Annotated in this window: 12 protein-coding genes and 3 pseudogenes; 9 read left to right on the top strand and 6 right to left on the bottom strand. The window is 38.7% G+C overall.

From position 1 onward, the window contains the following. Window positions 1-1,596: peptidoglycan D,D-transpeptidase FtsI family protein (locus CWATDRAFT_RS21945; RefSeq protein WP_007307092.1), on the bottom strand; the 1,596-nt coding region annotated here is incomplete at its 3' end. 32 nt (window positions 1,597-1,628) lie between these two features. Beyond that, window positions 1,629-2,159, bottom strand: a complete 531-nt coding sequence (locus CWATDRAFT_RS21950; protein ID WP_007307091.1) for a hypothetical protein — start codon at window positions 2,157-2,159, stop codon at window positions 1,629-1,631. Window positions 2,160-2,170: 11 nt separating this feature from the next. Here CWATDRAFT_RS21950 and CWATDRAFT_RS21955 point away from each other — a divergent pair, with 11 nt between their 5' ends. The 3 genes from CWATDRAFT_RS21955 to CWATDRAFT_RS21965 all read left to right on the top strand — a co-directional run bounded on the left by CWATDRAFT_RS21955 (window position 2,171) and on the right by CWATDRAFT_RS21965 (window position 5,972). Further along, entirely contained in the window at window positions 2,171-2,386 is a 216-nt protein-coding gene (locus CWATDRAFT_RS21955; protein ID WP_035824645.1) for a hypothetical protein, read from the top strand. 122 nt (window positions 2,387-2,508) lie between these two features. Then, window positions 2,509-4,002: a polysaccharide deacetylase family protein gene (locus CWATDRAFT_RS21960; protein ID WP_007307080.1), complete on the top strand. Its 1,494-nt coding sequence runs from the start codon at window positions 2,509-2,511 to the stop codon at window positions 4,000-4,002. 173 nt (window positions 4,003-4,175) lie between these two features. After that, window positions 4,176-5,972 (top strand): acyl-CoA dehydrogenase, encoded by a 1,797-nt coding sequence (locus tag CWATDRAFT_RS21965; protein WP_007307081.1) that lies wholly within the window; start codon window positions 4,176-4,178, stop codon window positions 5,970-5,972. Between the two features lie 77 nt (window positions 5,973-6,049). Here CWATDRAFT_RS21965 and CWATDRAFT_RS34350 read toward each other — a convergent pair. Next, window positions 6,050-7,489: pseudogene (locus CWATDRAFT_RS34350) on the bottom strand (NF041680 family putative transposase). 79 nt (window positions 7,490-7,568) lie between these two features. Here CWATDRAFT_RS34350 and CWATDRAFT_RS21980 point away from each other — a divergent pair. From CWATDRAFT_RS21980 to CWATDRAFT_RS22000, 5 genes are all read left to right on the top strand, one after another. After that, complete coding sequence (locus CWATDRAFT_RS21980; RefSeq protein ID WP_007303072.1) at window positions 7,569-7,964, top strand: hypothetical protein; 396 nt, start codon at window positions 7,569-7,571, stop codon at window positions 7,962-7,964. Window positions 7,965-8,210: 246 nt separating this feature from the next. Further along, window positions 8,211-8,594, top strand: coding sequence for a DNA sulfur modification protein DndE (dndE, locus tag CWATDRAFT_RS21985; protein WP_007307082.1), 384 nt, complete (start codon window positions 8,211-8,213; stop codon window positions 8,592-8,594). A 106-nt stretch (window positions 8,595-8,700) separates the two neighbouring features. Then, window positions 8,701-9,309, top strand: a complete 609-nt coding sequence (gene rpsD, locus CWATDRAFT_RS21990; protein ID WP_007307083.1) for a 30S ribosomal protein S4 — start codon at window positions 8,701-8,703, stop codon at window positions 9,307-9,309. 59 nt (window positions 9,310-9,368) lie between these two features. Then, window positions 9,369-10,478 carry a Gfo/Idh/MocA family protein gene (locus CWATDRAFT_RS21995; protein ID WP_007307084.1) on the top strand — a complete coding sequence of 370 codons (1,110 nt, stop codon included), beginning with the start codon at window positions 9,369-9,371 and terminating at the stop codon, window positions 10,476-10,478. A 203-nt stretch (window positions 10,479-10,681) separates the two neighbouring features. Continuing rightward, window positions 10,682-11,530, top strand: a complete 849-nt coding sequence (locus tag CWATDRAFT_RS22000; protein WP_007307085.1) for a M28 family peptidase — start codon at window positions 10,682-10,684, stop codon at window positions 11,528-11,530. Between the two features lie 39 nt (window positions 11,531-11,569). Here CWATDRAFT_RS22000 and CWATDRAFT_RS22005 read toward each other — a convergent pair whose 3' ends face one another. Both CWATDRAFT_RS22005 and CWATDRAFT_RS34355 read right to left on the bottom strand, forming a co-directional pair. After that, the gene (locus tag CWATDRAFT_RS22005; protein WP_007307089.1) at window positions 11,570-12,424 is read right to left on the bottom strand and encodes an MBL fold metallo-hydrolase; all 855 of its coding nucleotides are present in this window, start codon (window positions 12,422-12,424) and stop codon (window positions 11,570-11,572) included. A 242-nt stretch (window positions 12,425-12,666) separates the two neighbouring features. Continuing rightward, a pseudogene (locus CWATDRAFT_RS34355) lies at window positions 12,667-14,193 on the bottom strand (IS5-like element ISCwa2 family transposase). Between the two features lie 207 nt (window positions 14,194-14,400). Here CWATDRAFT_RS34355 and CWATDRAFT_RS22020 point away from each other — a divergent pair. Further along, a complete protein-coding gene (locus CWATDRAFT_RS22020; RefSeq protein ID WP_007307086.1) occupies window positions 14,401-15,285 on the top strand; it encodes a hypothetical protein in 885 nt (294 codons plus the stop codon). Window positions 15,286-15,488: 203 nt separating this feature from the next. Here the strand turns inward: CWATDRAFT_RS22020 and CWATDRAFT_RS22025 are convergent. Beyond that, window positions 15,489-16,109 (bottom strand): annotated as a pseudogene (locus tag CWATDRAFT_RS22025) (NF041680 family putative transposase); the annotation flags it as partial.

Here is a 16,109-nt window from a genome sequence, read left to right on the forward strand (position 1 = left end):
AAACGTAACAGAGAAACACGCCAAGACGAACAACGCCGATAGAGAGGTGATCATCAGTCGTACCCTTATCACACTGTATGCATTATTCCACCACCGTTTGACTGACTTCTGGGGAAAAAACTGTTTAGTAGGATATTTAGGCTGCCAGTGTAGGGTTCGTTCCACATCCACTAACCCTTTAACCAAATGAGGGGTAACTAATTTTCCTCCATTGGCCAATGCACCCTGTAACTGCACTAACTTCATGGGGGTTAAAGCGAACCCTTGACCAAAAGAAGAGGTGGCCACTTCAATCGATCGCTCCATAAACACTTTCTCTGACTTTAACCTTCCCCGAACCTCTCCGGGTAACTCAATGCCGGTTTTTTGATCAATCTCTAATGCTTGTAAACGCCGATAATAATCATCTTTTTTCAACCGTCGCATCATGTGAACCATAGCCACATTACTAGAGCTTTGCAAAATTTCAGCAATATTAATCGATCCGTTCCCTCTCAAAGTAGCATTTCTAATGGGCCAACCATCCACCTTCACCAACCCAGAATCATGAAACACCGTATTGCGTTGTATAACCCCTGCTTCTAAAGCTAAAGCAACGTTAATAGGTTTAAAAGTAGAACCTGGTTCGTATAAGTCACTCACAGTCCAATTCTTTAATAAGTCCATCCTAGACTTATAAAACTCGTTGGGGTTAAAAGTAGGTTCACAAACCAGAGACAAAATTGAGCCATCCGTGGCATCCATAACGATCACGGCACCCCGTTTGGCGTTAAATTTCTGGATTTGTTGTTGCAGAGCAGTGCGCACTGCTCGTTGCAAGCGCATATCCACCGTTAATTGTACTCGCCAGTCATTAGACTTGAGTAAATTGTGGGGCAGGGAGTTGGGGAGAATGGCACCCAAAGCAGTTCTTCTGACGAATAAGCTTTCTAAGTCCCGTTGTAGGAGTTTTTCTTGACTTAATTCTACGCCAGCTTGTCCTTTCCGTTCGTGATCTACAAATCCCACTACATCGGCCATCATCTTCTCTTGAGGATAAAAACGCTGATAGGTTTTATCCACATCGATCCCCTCTAACCCCAGTCCCTGAATTTGCTTAGCCACTCCTTCGCTTAATCCTCGGGCGATAGGAATGCCTGTTTTACGCTCCTGGAACCGTTCTATTAGTTCTTGAGGGGTTTTAGTTTCAAGAATGGTGCTTAGTTTAGCTGCTACCTGGGCTTGGGGGAGTTTAAATTGGATAGGATGAACATATAAAATATATTCTAGGCGATCGGTGGCTAAAATATTACCTTCACTGTCAATAATCGGCCTGCGTGGAATATAAGGGCTAATATTGACCGTTTGTTGTAAATTTGCCTTCCTTTTTAATTCCTCTGCTTGAACAATCTGCAACTGATAAGCTTTCCAAGCTAACCCTAACATTCCACTCACCAAAACTGCCCACACCAATAGAAGACGAAATTTTGGTAAAGGGCTAGGTTTTGCTTTACCTCTACGTCTAGGAGTGTTAGAAGAATTTTTAGTGATTCTCTTTCGAGAAACTGGTTTTTTATTAGAACGATGAGAACGCTGTGGTGATCGAGAGTTACCCATGGCCGGTTCGAGTGTGAGAAGTAAGTGATTAGTTAGTAAGCAATAGGAGTGTCTGGAATAATGGGAGATATTGGGGTTTCCGTGGTCTGATCAGCTACTTCCATCAGAGAAACCTTAGCCGGGGCAACAAAGATAGATTGATGGGGGTTGGGAAGGGTTAAACCCGATCCGGGTTGCTCCGCTTGTTCTGCCATTTTGTGCTTTAAAGATTCATTGCTGGCAGTTAGTTGGCGTTCGTTTCTTTGTAGGGTTTTTAGTTTAGAAAATTCTCGACTCCAAAGTGTGGGGGCGTACACAGTCCAAGCATATACCCCTAAAGTAATAGCCACTAAACCAAATGTGAAGGTGGTGGAACCTTTCTGTACCAATAAAAGAAATTGTAAGGCTAAAGGTAGTTGTTTCCTTTGGGTGGGTAAGGGTGTAACCTTAGAACGAGACCGAGAAACCTTACGAGTAACAGTTTTTGGGACGACAGACTGATAATGAACGATTGCAGTCGCCTTTTGACGACGACGGTTACTGGTGGTGTGTGGTGTGGGTATATAATCGCGTGCGGCAGTCATAGTGATTGTTTATGAGTCTTGCAAATATTTTGATTGTAAATAACGCTAATTATCAGGATTCTGATGAGAATCTTAAAAACATGACTGATGGGTTAGACGGCCAAGACTGTTACTATGTTGCATCGCTGGAAAAATTAATAATTGATAGGGATAATGTCATGAAACCAAGACATCTGGGCAAAAGACTTAACTATGAAAAGAAAATGTTGAAATTAATTAAGATTTAAGATTTACTCACCCAAAATGTATAGTAATATGCAGATAAAGAGATAGATTTGATTCAGGTGTGAGAGGAAATATTAGAAATATCAAATTATCTTGATCAAGACTTGAAGGAAAACCGATAAACATGATTGCAGCAGCACCCTCCTCCAACGGATACCACATTCATGGGACGAGACCAGATTTGCCTCCCATTAGTGGTTGGGAAGCGGAAATCGCTTCAGTTGTACAACACGACGATCTTATTTTTGCTCCTCATTCTAATATTAATCTCGCTAACGTAAAATCTGGGTTTGCTTGCGCCCTTCATATGCACCAACCCACCATTCCTGCCGGTCATGACGGTGCATTGATTAGTAACCTCCAACATATGTTTGACAATCAACATATTGGGGACAATCATAACGCCCCTACCTTTGCTTGGTGTTATAAACGGATTGGGGAATTTGTCCCTGATTTAGTGGGGAATGGTTGCAATCCTCGGATTATGTTGGACTATTCTGGCAATTTATTGTGGGATTTTCAACAAACTCCTCGACACGATATCCTGGAACCCCTCAAACGCATGGCCTGTGACCCCCAATATCATCCCTATGTGGAATGGTTAGGAACCATGTGGAGTCACGCGGTTGCCCCTTCTACTCCTATCCCCGACCTCAAGTTACAGATACAAGCTTGGCAGCATCAGTTTGCCGCTTTATTTGGTTATGATGCCCTAAGACGGGTTAAAGGTTTTTCTCCCCCAGAAATGCACTTACCCAATAATCCTGACACCCTCTACGAATATATCAAGGCTCTGAAAGAGTGTGGTTATCGTTGGTTATTGGTACAAGAAGATTCTGTGGAACGGTTAAACGGGGATGACTTACATAAGAACGGTGATGATAAATATGTTCCTAACCGTCTAGTTGCCCGTAACTCCAAAGGAGAAACCATCAGTATTACGGCGTTAATTAAAACCCAAGGGTCTGATACTAAGTTGGTAGCTCAAATGCAGCCCTATCATGAAGCTAAGGCAAGAGGAAAGCAAAAACTAGGTAATGTTGAAGTACCTAGTTGTGTGTCTCAGATCGCCGACGGAGAAAACGGTGGTGTGATGATGAACGAGTTTCCCGACGGTTTCCGTAATGCTTTTTATGGCATTAAAGATAATAATGAGGGTGTAGTTGGCCTGAATGGAACAGAATACATCGAACTCTTACAACAGGCCGGTGTTACGGAAGATGATTATCCCGTTTGTCAAGCAGTAGGACAACACAAAATCTGGAATAAAATTGGTACTGATAAAGTCACACCAGAAGCGGTTGCCAAAGCGATCGAAGAGTTAAAGGCAACTGACGATCGCTTCCACATGGACGGTGCGTCTTGGACCAATGATCTCAGTTGGGTGAAAGGTTATGAAAACGTCCTAGAACCCATGAACCAACTCAGTGCTGGTTTTCACGGAAAATTCGATTCTCGTGTACAACAAGATGCTAATGTGACTCGGACTACTGAGTACCAGGAAGCTTTGCTGTACACCATGTTAGTAGAAACTAGCTGTTTCCGTTATTGGGGACAGGGAACTTGGACGGACTATGCTCGCGAACTTTATGCTCGCGGCGAACGCTTCGCCAAATAAATTTTTGTTGGGTACATTTTCAGCGATCGCCTCTTGAGTTGAGGGGCGATCTTTTTTTTTCCCTAAAAAACTTGCTTAGTTGACGTAAACCCGTTAAAATTACGATTAATTTTTGTGAAGGTTATTTATCAGAGGAAAATAATCTTACAAAAAACTACCTAAGGAGGCGCGTCATGGACCAACTCAAACAATATTGGGTTGCTCAAAGACTTGACAAAGACTTAGGGGATCCTTGGACTCCTGAGAATGTAATGTCTTTCAAGCAAGTCGTTGATATCGATGAGACAGAGGAGTTTCCTCACTCAGAGATAGAATGGCTGTACAACTGGAAACTGCAACATTACTATGTCCCGGCGGAGTGTGGTGGGGAGTTTACTTCCTTTGAGGAATTTTTAGCCTTTGTTCGTGTTTTATGTCGTCGAGATCAAACCATAGGGATCGCTTTTACTACCCTATTTTGGTCTTTTATCACTTGGATGGCAGGAAACGATGAACAAAAGCGACAGTTAGCCCAATACATCAAAAATGAAAACGGAGCGATGTGTTTAGGCTATTGTGAGAAGGAACATGGGAGTGATCTAGTTGGTGGTGACTTGACGGCGAAAAAGGTGCCAGGAGGCTATCTTCTCAATGGGGAAAAATGGCCTATCAACCGAGCAACCATTTCGGGGATATCCTACATTTTGGCTAAAACTGACCCCGAAGGGGGTCCCAAATGTTTAACCTTGTTTATGGTGGATAAAAGCAAATTAGATCCCGATCAGTATTACAATTTACCAAAGATTTTAACCCACGGTATTCGAGCCTCTGACATGAGTGGGATCGGGTTTAAGGATTGTTTTATTCCTGACTCCATGCGAATAAGAGAGGAAGGAGACGGCTTAGAATTTACTTTAAAAGGGTTTCAGGTAACTCGTACCTTCTGCGCTGCTTTTTCTTTGGGTGCGGCTGATACTGCTTTAAGAACAACCTTAAATTTTGCTGTTAAAAGGGTGGTATATGGGAAAAAAGTGATTGATATTCCCCAACCCCGCAAAACCCTGGTAGATGCTTTTTTAGATATCTTAATTTGTGATTGCGAAACCATCGGCGCTGCTAGAGGGTTTCATGTTATCCCCGAACAGTTTAGTGTCTGGGCCTCGGTGACTAAATATTTTGTTACCACTCAAATAGAAACCATGATCAACAGTGTTTACACGGTGCTTGGATCACGGTTTTATATGCGCGAGGAACACGACTGGGGCATCTTTCAGAAGGTGTTACGGGATAATTCCATCATCAGTATGTTTGATGGCAGTACGGTGGTTAATTTACACGCTTTGATGCTTCAGTTTCGTCAACTGACTAAGCAACGGGCCCGCCGTAAACCAGAGGCGATGGTCAATTTACAAAAACGCTTGAAAGGTATTTTTTCCCTAGAGCAACCTTTACCCCCATTTGAGGGCCAGACATTAGAATTGTTTGGTCGGGGTATGGATGATCCCTTACAAGGGTTAGAAATTGCTCTACAACAGCTAGAAGCGTTAAAAGAGACAGCTAACCTGGATGAGGAGGTGTTAGAAAAGCTCATGGTTTTGGGTAGTTTAGTTCTAGAGGAATTAAACGCTCACGATGAGTTGATTGCTAACTCAAAGTTTGAATATGGTCATGATCAGTCCCCAGAATTGTTTGAAGTTGCCAAAAAATACTGTAATCTCCATGCAGCAGCCTGTTGTTTACAGATGTGGTTATACAATCGAACAATTTTAGGGGACTTTTTTGCCAAAGGGGAATGGTTAGTGTTGAGCTTACACCGACTATTAAGGACTATGCGTCCTTTACCTTATAGCATTTCTGATGAGTATGTAGAAAATACTGCTCAAGAACTGCTAAAACTGTATAAAGAAGATAAACTTTTTTCAATTGTTCCTTTTCAATTATTGGACTTTGGGCAAAAAAAGTTTGTTAGCGTATATTTTACGCTAAACTAAAATCCCAAAATATCGGCTCTGTATCAGTCAATAAAACTGGCTGACAAATAGGGCTAATCTATAGATTCTGAGGAAAACTAAGGAGCTTTTAAGTTTTCAGTTGATTTTTTGCTCCCTTTCTTGATAACATCATGACGAGTTCGTGGGGCTTTTTTGTAACCTTTAATACGTCCGGAAGAAAAACCTCGACGTTTGGGAAATTTGGCGAAAGTCCCCAAGGTCGTAATTATTCTTGAAAAGTCTCTTTGAACTAGACTAGGGGTGATTTTGATGGATTTATTAGTCTTCAAATACTGTTCCCAATCACGGGGTAAAACCACAGCTAATTTTCTGGCAGCCCACAAATTTACATAAGAAAGAAGTGTTAGTTTAAACCAATTTTCTTCATGATGTACATCGGGAGTTAAATAAGATGTCATCAATAATCTTTGTTTACCAAATCGAAAAAGATGTTCCATGTCATAACGTTGTCGATAACACTGATAACAATCAACTAAACTTAACTCATCGCGCCGAGAACCAATAACAATAAGCCACATAGGTTTCCAAATACTATTTCTTTCTTGAGCTCTGACAACAATCTGGAGTAAAGTAAAGGGGTGATTGTTCATTTTATAGTTTTTAGTTCCTCTCATTAACATCTGTTTTCATCCCGAAATATTCACTGTTAATTGAGGACCTTTTTTCGTTGTAAAGGGAACATGATGAACTTCATCAGGTTCAGTCCAAGTTTGGTCATCTTTAAGGTCAAATTTATCCCCATACCAACGGGGATGTCCCGAAGTCTTGGCTTGATTTGGGTCCCGAATAAATTGACGATAAAAAACTCGGTCACTTCTAACTCTTGTAATAGTAACTACGTCTTCATGCTTAACTTGTTCCCCAATAAAATCCTTTTGGCTGTAGTCACTATCAGCCACTAAGACAGATAATTTATCAGAAAATAAAGAACTTTGCCAGATTTTTTTTAGTTGTTGATTGCCTTGATTTACTCCTTTATGTTTAGAGGGGACTCGCTCTCCTGATAAGGGGACAGCCCAAGGGACTTTTTCTGTGTCTATTTGGTCAGGTAAAGCGCAGACAACGGAATAACAATGTCCAATATTAATGGGTTTATTTCCCTTAATTGGATTGGGGTAATGAATAAAGGTTTTATCCGCTAACGTTTCGGCAAACGGTCGTGGACAGGGAGTTGTGTCAATACCAAATAAGTTATAATGTTTTGAAGTGGGAGGAATTGTTCTCGATACCGCTGAAAATAAAGTCTCAATTCTCTGTTCATAATTAGGGTCAGTTTGAGTGGGTAAAAACTATTGAATTCCTCTATATAAACTGTTATAATCTCTTCTAAATAAAGGATTGAGAGACAATTCAACGACTGAGTGAGCTTGTTGGTTACTGGAGAGGGCATCGAGTAATTCTATAATAGTTTCTTTTCTAGCTTTTAGTCCTTGGAAGAGGTTAGACCTCCACACCAGGAATTCCTCGACAGACGTAGCCGTTTCATTTTTGGTCATTTTTAAAATTTATTACCTTATAAATTAGCGGAATATACACGCTAACATCAAAAGAGGTTGTTTGTTATAGTTAAGGCTAATGTCATCACATTCCGAACTTAAGACCAGTCAAGATGTCCACCTGAGAGCCAAACAAATTAAGAGTCTAATTCGCTCTCTTAAACAGAAAATAAAGAAAATTGAACGGGAAGGGGAAGTAGCACCAGCTAATTGTCATATTATTCGTTATCAGGTTAATGGAAAGGGAACAATCTACTGGTATTATAAACTACAGGCTGCTGAATCAATTTTTCCTATGGCCACTAATAATGAGAAAAAAACCAAATATAAATATTTAGGACGAGCCGGAAGTTCTGCTCATATTGATGCTGTAGAAAAACTCACTAGAAGAAATCTCATTGATGAATTAGAACGAGTCATTCAATCTCTAACGGAAAGCTACTTAGATATCTATATTGGAACCGAAACTGAATGAAGCTATTTAATATTTAAAATCCCCTAAAAAGATGGAAAGAGAGTTTTTAAAATCACCTTAATTCTCTATTTTAGCTCTGGAGGTATGTTTAGCGTAAAATTTACGCTAACAATTGTTTTTTATCCAAAGTCCAATCCTAACAGACGAGCAAGATAGTCAGAATCAAGGCTAAAGCCTTGACTACGGACTTGTGTATTTGATATTTATAATTAAACATCAAATTTGCCCACCATAGGTTTAATTATTATGGAATCACCCATTAAACAAATAGGTTTATCCCAAACAGCAAAAGAGCAGCTAATTAAACTAAAAAGATATACTAAAATAGAACAGTGGAATATCTTGTGTCGTTGGGGGTTTTGTCGTTCTTTAGCTGAACCCAGTATCCCCTCTCCTGTCCCTATTATCCTCGATAGTAATGTAGAAATGACCTGGAGAGTGTTCGGAGGAGAGATGGCAGATATATTATTAATTGCCTTAAAACAACGCTGCTATAAAGATGGGTTAGGAACGGATAAAGAAACTTTAATAACACAATTCAAACTGCATTTACATAGAGGAATTGGTTATTTAGCAGGAGATATTAATATCAAAAAAGTTGAAAAACTAATAGAACTAACAACAAAATAAAAGAGGGATGGTATCCCAACTAAAATTTTTATCATACTCGTTACACCAAAAATCTGCTATAATGGGAATTTTGGAGTAAATTGTATATTAGGAGAAAATTGCTTGTATGTCTCGTTATAGAGGACCTCGCCTCAGAGTAGTACGAAGACTAGGAGAACTGCCAGGATTAAGTAGAAAAACCCCCCGTCGGGCCTATCCCCCTGGTCAACATGGTCAAGGCCGTCGCAAGCGGTCAGAATATGCCATCCGACTCGAAGAAAAGCAGAAATTATTGTACAACTACGGTGTCACCGAAAAGCAGCTAGTTCGTTACATGAAAAAAGCCCGTCGAGCCACCGGTTCTACGGGACAAAAATTATTAGAACTGCTAGAAATGCGTCTAGATAACACCGTGTTCCGTTTAGGGATGGCAGGGACTATTCCAGGAGCCCGTCAACTGGTTAATCATGGTCATGTCATGGTTAATGGTCGTATTGTTAATATCGCCAGCTATCAATGTCGTCCTGGGGATGTCATTTCTGTGAGAAATAAAGACCACTCTCGCCGTTTAGTGGAAGCCAATATGCAGTATCCAGGGTTGGCTAATGTTCCTGAACATTTAGAATTTGATAAAAATACCTTAATTGGTAAAGTCAATGATGTTATTAAACGGGAATGGGTAGCATTACAAATTAATGAACTACTGGTGGTTGAGTATTACTCTCGGAAAGTTTAATCGAGATGGGACAACTATCATGGTTGTCCTCTTTTTACCTAAATTTATATTTATAGATCATGAATTCTAAGTCTCCCCTTCGTGTTGCCGTAGTTGGAACCGGTTTTGGCCAAGCTATTCATATTCCTGGGTTACAACATCACCCTCGCACTGAGTTGGTTGCGGTTTACAATAGAGACTTAGGTAAGGCAAAAGCGATCGCCGATAAGAATAATATTCCCTATGCTTTCCATAACTTGGACAAACTCTTAGCTATGTCCGATCTTGACGCAGTTACTTTATCCACTCCCCCTTTTTTACACTACGAGATGGGGAAACAAATATTAAAGGCAGGGAAACACCTTCTTTTAGAGAAACCCATGGCTATGTCTGCACAGGAAACCAGGGAATTATATCATTTAGCAACAAAAAATAATCTAGTTGCTACAACGGACTTTGAGTTTCGTTATGTTCCTGCTTGGCAACTTTTAAGGGAAAAATTAGAAGAAGGTTACATAGGGCAACCCAGACTAATTAAAATTGATTGGTTAGTGGCCAGTCGTGCTAACCCAGAACAAGGTTGGAACTGGTACGCTCTTAAGGATAAGGGTGGGGGTGTTTTGGGTGCTGTGGGTTCCCATGCTTTTGATTATATCCATTGGTTATTTGGTCCAGTGAAACGGTTATGCGCTAGGTTGGTATGTGCTATCAAACAACGGCCAGATCCCCTGGAAAATGCCAAACTAAAGCCAGTTGATGCAGATGATACCTGTTTAATCATGTTGGAGTTAACGGACGGTACACCGGTGCAATTAACCATTAGTTCTGTCACCTATAATGGTCGAGGACATTGGTTAGAAGTTTACGGAGATCGGGGTACTTTGGTCTTAGGTAGCGATAATTTAAAAGATTATGTTCACGGGTTCCATTTACAAGCTGGCCTCGCCGGAAAACCCTTAACAGAGGTTGAAATACCCAAAAGGTTAGCCTTTCCTCAAGTGTTTACCGATGGACGTTTGGCCCCATTTATTCGTATTGTCGATCGCTGGGTAGAAAGCATAGATCAAAAGCAATCTTTAGCCCCATCTTTATATGAAGGTGTTTATTCTCAATTATTAATGGATTTGACCCATCAATCCAGTGAAACGGGATCTTGGGTTAATGTTCCTGATTTGAATTCATTCCTTTAGCTACGTCGCGGGAAGCACCGCGCTTTCTGAGAATTTATAACCTGTTATAACCTGTTATATAACTGTTCTAGTTAGCTACTTCTGGGACTGTATCTTATGGTCTGGTGGTGAACATTTGTTCTGTTGCGCAATAGAACAAATGTCCTGCGGAGCCTTGGCGACTGCTATAAAATTTATACAGTCAACCTCTAATCAACAAAAAAATGCTCAATAACATCAAACATAATCTAGAAACTCACTTAAAAGAAATTGTCAGAGAAAGAGATCCTTTTTTAGCAACTCAAGGACATTTTTATGTAAAAGAATATATTAGACAAGAACTACAAAAATGGGGTATGGTAGAAAGTTTTGAGTTTAATTATAATAACAAAATTTACGAAAATTTAATCTTAAACTTACCATCTCAAGGGAATACTAAAGTAAAACCACCTATTTTAATTGGGGCGCATTTCGACACGGTAATAGGTTCACCTGGGGCGGATGATAATGGGACAGGTATTGCTGTGTTATTAGAATTAGCTAGATTTTTTTATCATTATCCTAGTAATTATCCTATTCGGTTAGTTGCATTTGATTTAGAAGAATATGGTTTAGTGGGAAGTGATGCTTATGCCAACTATTTAAAACAACAAAATTTCAAGATAAGATTGATGATTTCTTTAGAAATGTTAGGTTACTGTAACCCTAACCCAAATAGTCAAATATATCCCCCGGGATTAAAATACTTTTATCCATCAACGGGGGATTTTATTGCACTCATTGGTAACTTATCCACTATTCCTGATTTAATAAAAATCAGTCGTTTGATCCGCAAAAAAAATACTGGATGTGAATGGTTAACTGTTCCTTTTCGGGGTGAAATTGTTCCTGATACCAGACGCAGCGATCATGCTCCTTTTTGGGATAATAATTATCAAGCTATTATGATTACAGATACATCTAATCTCCGTAACCCAAACTATCATCAACCTAGTGATACTTTAGACACTATTGATTTAGATTTTTTAACAGGGGTTTGTGAAGGTTTAGCCACAGCAATACAACATTTTTAATATTAAGGTAACACCTTAGTATACTCAGCATCCTGCTCCCTATACTAGGCTTAAATCAATTACTAAACCTTCTTGAGCTAAGAGAGTATTAGGGAAAACCTTTTGAACCTGTAGCTTAATATTGTCTAAAAAAGCATCATTATGAGCCGGATCATGATGAAACAAAACCAATTTTTTCACATTAGCAACTTTAGCTATTTTTACTGCTTCCTGCCAAGTAGAATGACCCCAACCGACTTTACTAGATTTTGGGTCATGATACTCTTCATCGGTGTAAGTTGTATCAATAATTAACACCTCAGCATCTCTAGCTAAATGAAGAACATTGTTATCCAAACTATCGGGGAAATGTTCTGTATCCGTGACAAAAACTGCCGCTAAACCTTGATAAGTCACCCGATAGCCCAATGCTTCCCCTGGATGATTTAACCTTCCTGTTTCTACGGTTACATCATTAATCTGAACAAGTTCTTTGGCTTCGATATCATAAAATTCCAGATTAGCTTGCATAATCTGCAAGGGAACTGGAAAATTAGGGTGTAACATTTGATCATGAAGACGCTGCTTAATGGTTGCACCATTGGGTGCTGGCAAACCATAAATATGGAATTTATTGCCAGGGATAAAAGCAGGAGCAAAAAAAGGAAACCCTTGGATATGGTCCCAATGAGAATGGGTAAAAAAGAGATGACCCGTGACTGGCATTTCTGGCAACAAAGAGTCCCCTAGAATGCGTAGTCCTGTTCCCCCATCAAAAATCAATCTTTCTCGTCCCACACGCATCTCTACACAGGTGGTATTTCCCCCATAACGAACTGTTTGGGTTCCTGGACAGGGGATACTCCCTCGAACTCCCCAAAATTTAATCTCGAAGCGATCGCCGTTACTAGACATTCCTTCTGCACAGAAAAGGCCATTAATATTACTAGGTTATCAAGAATCCTGCCAGGGTTTGTATATTTTTTCCCTCTGATTGATTTTGATTAACATTTGGTAATTTTTTTAACAAATATTAATTTCGATGTCATCAGTTGAAACTTGCTATATGCACCCATCAGAGCAAAATTCAGTGTAATCTACGATACTTAAGCATTTAGCTGTATAAATAGGGTTTGCTGAAAAAGTTTCTCCAAAATTTATGCCACTTTTGACCAAGAATTTTCTGACAAATCAATAAGTTTTAGTACATAAAAATTGTTTAAAGTATAATCAAAATTAATGAAAGGCGGTTTGATGAGTTCCCCTGTTCTATTATTAGTAAATAAGGACAAAAAAAGCGACAAAAACTGCCTCAGAAGTTTAGAAAGATTGACAACTAAAAATGTAATAGCAATAGATGTAATGGAGGTTTCAGGGAGTTTTGTCATCACGAGATTTAGGCTAAATCTTCGTTTAGCTTGTCCAAACTTTCCCTCAATAGCATTACGGAAGCATTCATCGGAGTGGGCTTGTTTCTTTTCTTCTTCACTGACATTTTTCGGAGGTCTTCCTAACTTCGGACCACTGATTCTTATCCCTCTTTTCTTACACCAATTTCTGTTTTCCCTAGTTCGATAAATTTTATCTACATGGACGGATTCGGGATAATAGCCAAACGTTTTTTTATACTTTTCTACTTGTTCTTTTAAATGACAAGATTCATTGAAGTTTTCCCAACTTATTTTGTCTAGAAACACATAGTTATCTACACAGCTTACTGAGAGTTTAGCTCCAAACTCTATTGGTTTTCCTGCTTTTCCCCTCACTATTGGACGAATATGCCGTTGAGTTAAACTTACAATTCTTTGAGGAACACTCTGGGTCTTATTCTCCCACATTGACTGTTGTTGTTCATAAACTTTTTTGATAGTCTCTAGACAATTTTTCTGTCTTTTACTCAGATTTTCCAGGGAAGCCCCAGCTTGAATTAAGTCTTCTATATTTCCTAAATTTTTCTTAAGGTATTTTAACTGTTTCCCGATAGCTTTTCTTCTTTCTTGATAAGATACTTTTCGTTTTTTAGCTACTTTTAAGTATTCCTTTCTAGCAATTTTTCTAGAAGTTCTCGGCTTTTTTCTCAATTTTACTCTTAATGGTTTATAAAGATTATCTATTATTCTTTCTGTCTCAATTCTGGCTTGATTTAATATGCCTAAATCCGTTGGGTATTTGATGTCTGCTGGCGCACAAGTCGCATCTAAAATTAGTTTACCTTTATTTTTTATTTTTTCTCCTTTTTATTGGAGACAATCCTTTTTTTTTACTTCTTTATCACTCTTGTCTATTTCTCTTTTTACTATTTTTTTATTGATTTTGTTTATCAATTCTCCATCAATTCTTTTCCTAAAATGAACTAGCATTGAAGATTCCAGTGGTGGCTCTTGTTGATAACAATTTAAACCTATGAAGTATTGTAGATAGGGATTTTCTCTAATCTGTTCTATAGTTTCTCTATCACTTGTTCCTAATTTTTCCTTAATAATTAATGTCCCTAATGCCATTCTAAATAGTTTGGCTGGCGCACCTTTTTCTGCTGAAAAAAGTTTAGCATATTCTTCCTCAAAATCATCCCAAGGTATCAACTCTGCCATGATTACCCAACGATTATTGGGGGACAATTTGCCCTCGAAAGGTAATTCAAATTTTTCTGGGGGCGGTAAAGGTTGCTCCTCTTTTCGATACATTTGTTCTTGACCAACAACTGGGAGGTGTTTCTACCAATTATAGTGGTTTGTAGCCGACAAAGCTGATCTTTTTTGCGATCGCGAATATGGGTGTAACCTTTTAAAGAATAGGGTTTTGCTTTTATTCAGCAAACCCTATTTAGGATCTTATTTAGGTAAATATTACATTGACTAAATCTATATCGTTTTGATAAAAGAGGTTGATTTATGGCTAGTAACAACATTTGTATTATCGGACCAAGAAGTTCAGGGAAAACAACTTATTTAGCATCTTTACTTTATCACCAACAACATCAATTTAAACAGAATAAGAAAATCTATTATAGAGTAATAGCTCAAACAGTAGAAACCCGTGAACTCCAGGAAAAAGCAGAAAGCTTATTAAAAAGGGGTTTAAAACTAGAGCCAACTAAATTAGGAGATGAGCTTCAAACCATTTATGATTTACCGTTTTTCATCTTTACTATTGAACGGAACATTGGCAAATTTGAAGAACTATTGAATAAAAACAAGATACCCGAAAAATTTCAAGTTACGGCTAAAGATTATCCCGGAGAAGTTTTTGATGACTTGGCAAAATCTAATTTATTAGGAGATAATCTAGAAGCCTTTGTTAAAGATTGTTTTGATGATAAAAGAGGCTGTATTATGATGCTTCCAGCTTGGGAATCAGGGAGTGATCGTTACTATTTATCTTTGTTAAAAAAATTCGTTTATCTAATGGAATCAGAAGGAAAGAAAAAAGACTATAAAATGGCCGTTGTTATGAGTAAATGCGAACGGGGAGAAATCTGGCCAGGAAGACATCAACCAGAACTAGATTTATTTCAACTTCATTTGAAGAAAACAACGGCTTATCTTCGTCAAACCTTTGATCAGAATAATCTAGCCTTTTTTGCCTTATCAACCTTTGGTATAAGAGGAGACAAAGATCCTCGTCCTAATCGCATTGATTTAGTCAAACAGGGAGAAGAACGTGGATCGGTTTTACTTCAATATGGGGAAGGATTCCCGGGACAGGGACGATACTCCGAAGAACTCTGGCAACCCTATAATTTGATTGAACCTTTATATTGGTTAATGAAATCTTAATCTCAACTCACATTATCTCTAAACTGCTGATGAACATACCTTGGTTATCCTCCAAAAAATCTTCTTCTTCATCTATTGGACTTTGGACAAAAAAAGTTTGTTAACGTATATTTTACGCTAAACTAAAATCCCAAAATATCGGCTCTGTATCAGTCAATAAAATTGGCTGACAAATAGGGCTAATCTATAGATTCTGAGGAAAACTAAGGAGCTTTTAATTTTTCAGTTGATTTTTTGCTCCCTTTCTTGATAACATCATGACGAGTTCGTGGGGCTTTTTTGTAACCTTTAATACGTCCGGAAGAAAAACCTCGACGTTTGGGAAATTTGGCGAAAGTCCCCAAGGTCGTAATTATTCTTGAAAAGTCTCTTTGAACTAGACTAGGGGTGATTTTGATGGATTTATTAGTCTTCAAATACTGTTCCCAATCACGGGGTAAAACCACAGCTAATTTTCTGGCAGCCCACAAATTTACATAAGAAAGAAGTGTTAGTTTAAACCAATTTTCTTCATGATGTACATCGGGAGTTAAATAAGATGTCATCAATAATCTTTGTTTACCAAATCGAAAAAGATGTTCCATGTCATAACGTTGTCGATAACACTGATAACAATCAACTAAACTTAACTCATCGCGCCGAGAACCAATAACAATAAGCCACATAGGTTTCCAAATACTATTTCTTTCTTGAGCTCTGACAACAATCTGGAGTAAAGTAAAGGGGTGATTGTTCTATTTTATAGTTTTTAGTTCCTCTCATTAACATCTGTTTCCATCCCGAAATAGTCACTGTTAATGANCGAGGNACCGACTCGATTCGAA

Origin of the sequence: Crocosphaera watsonii WH 8501 (assembly GCF_000167195.1) — a bacterium.
GTDB lineage: Bacteria > Cyanobacteriota > Cyanobacteriia > Cyanobacteriales > Microcystaceae > Crocosphaera > Crocosphaera watsonii.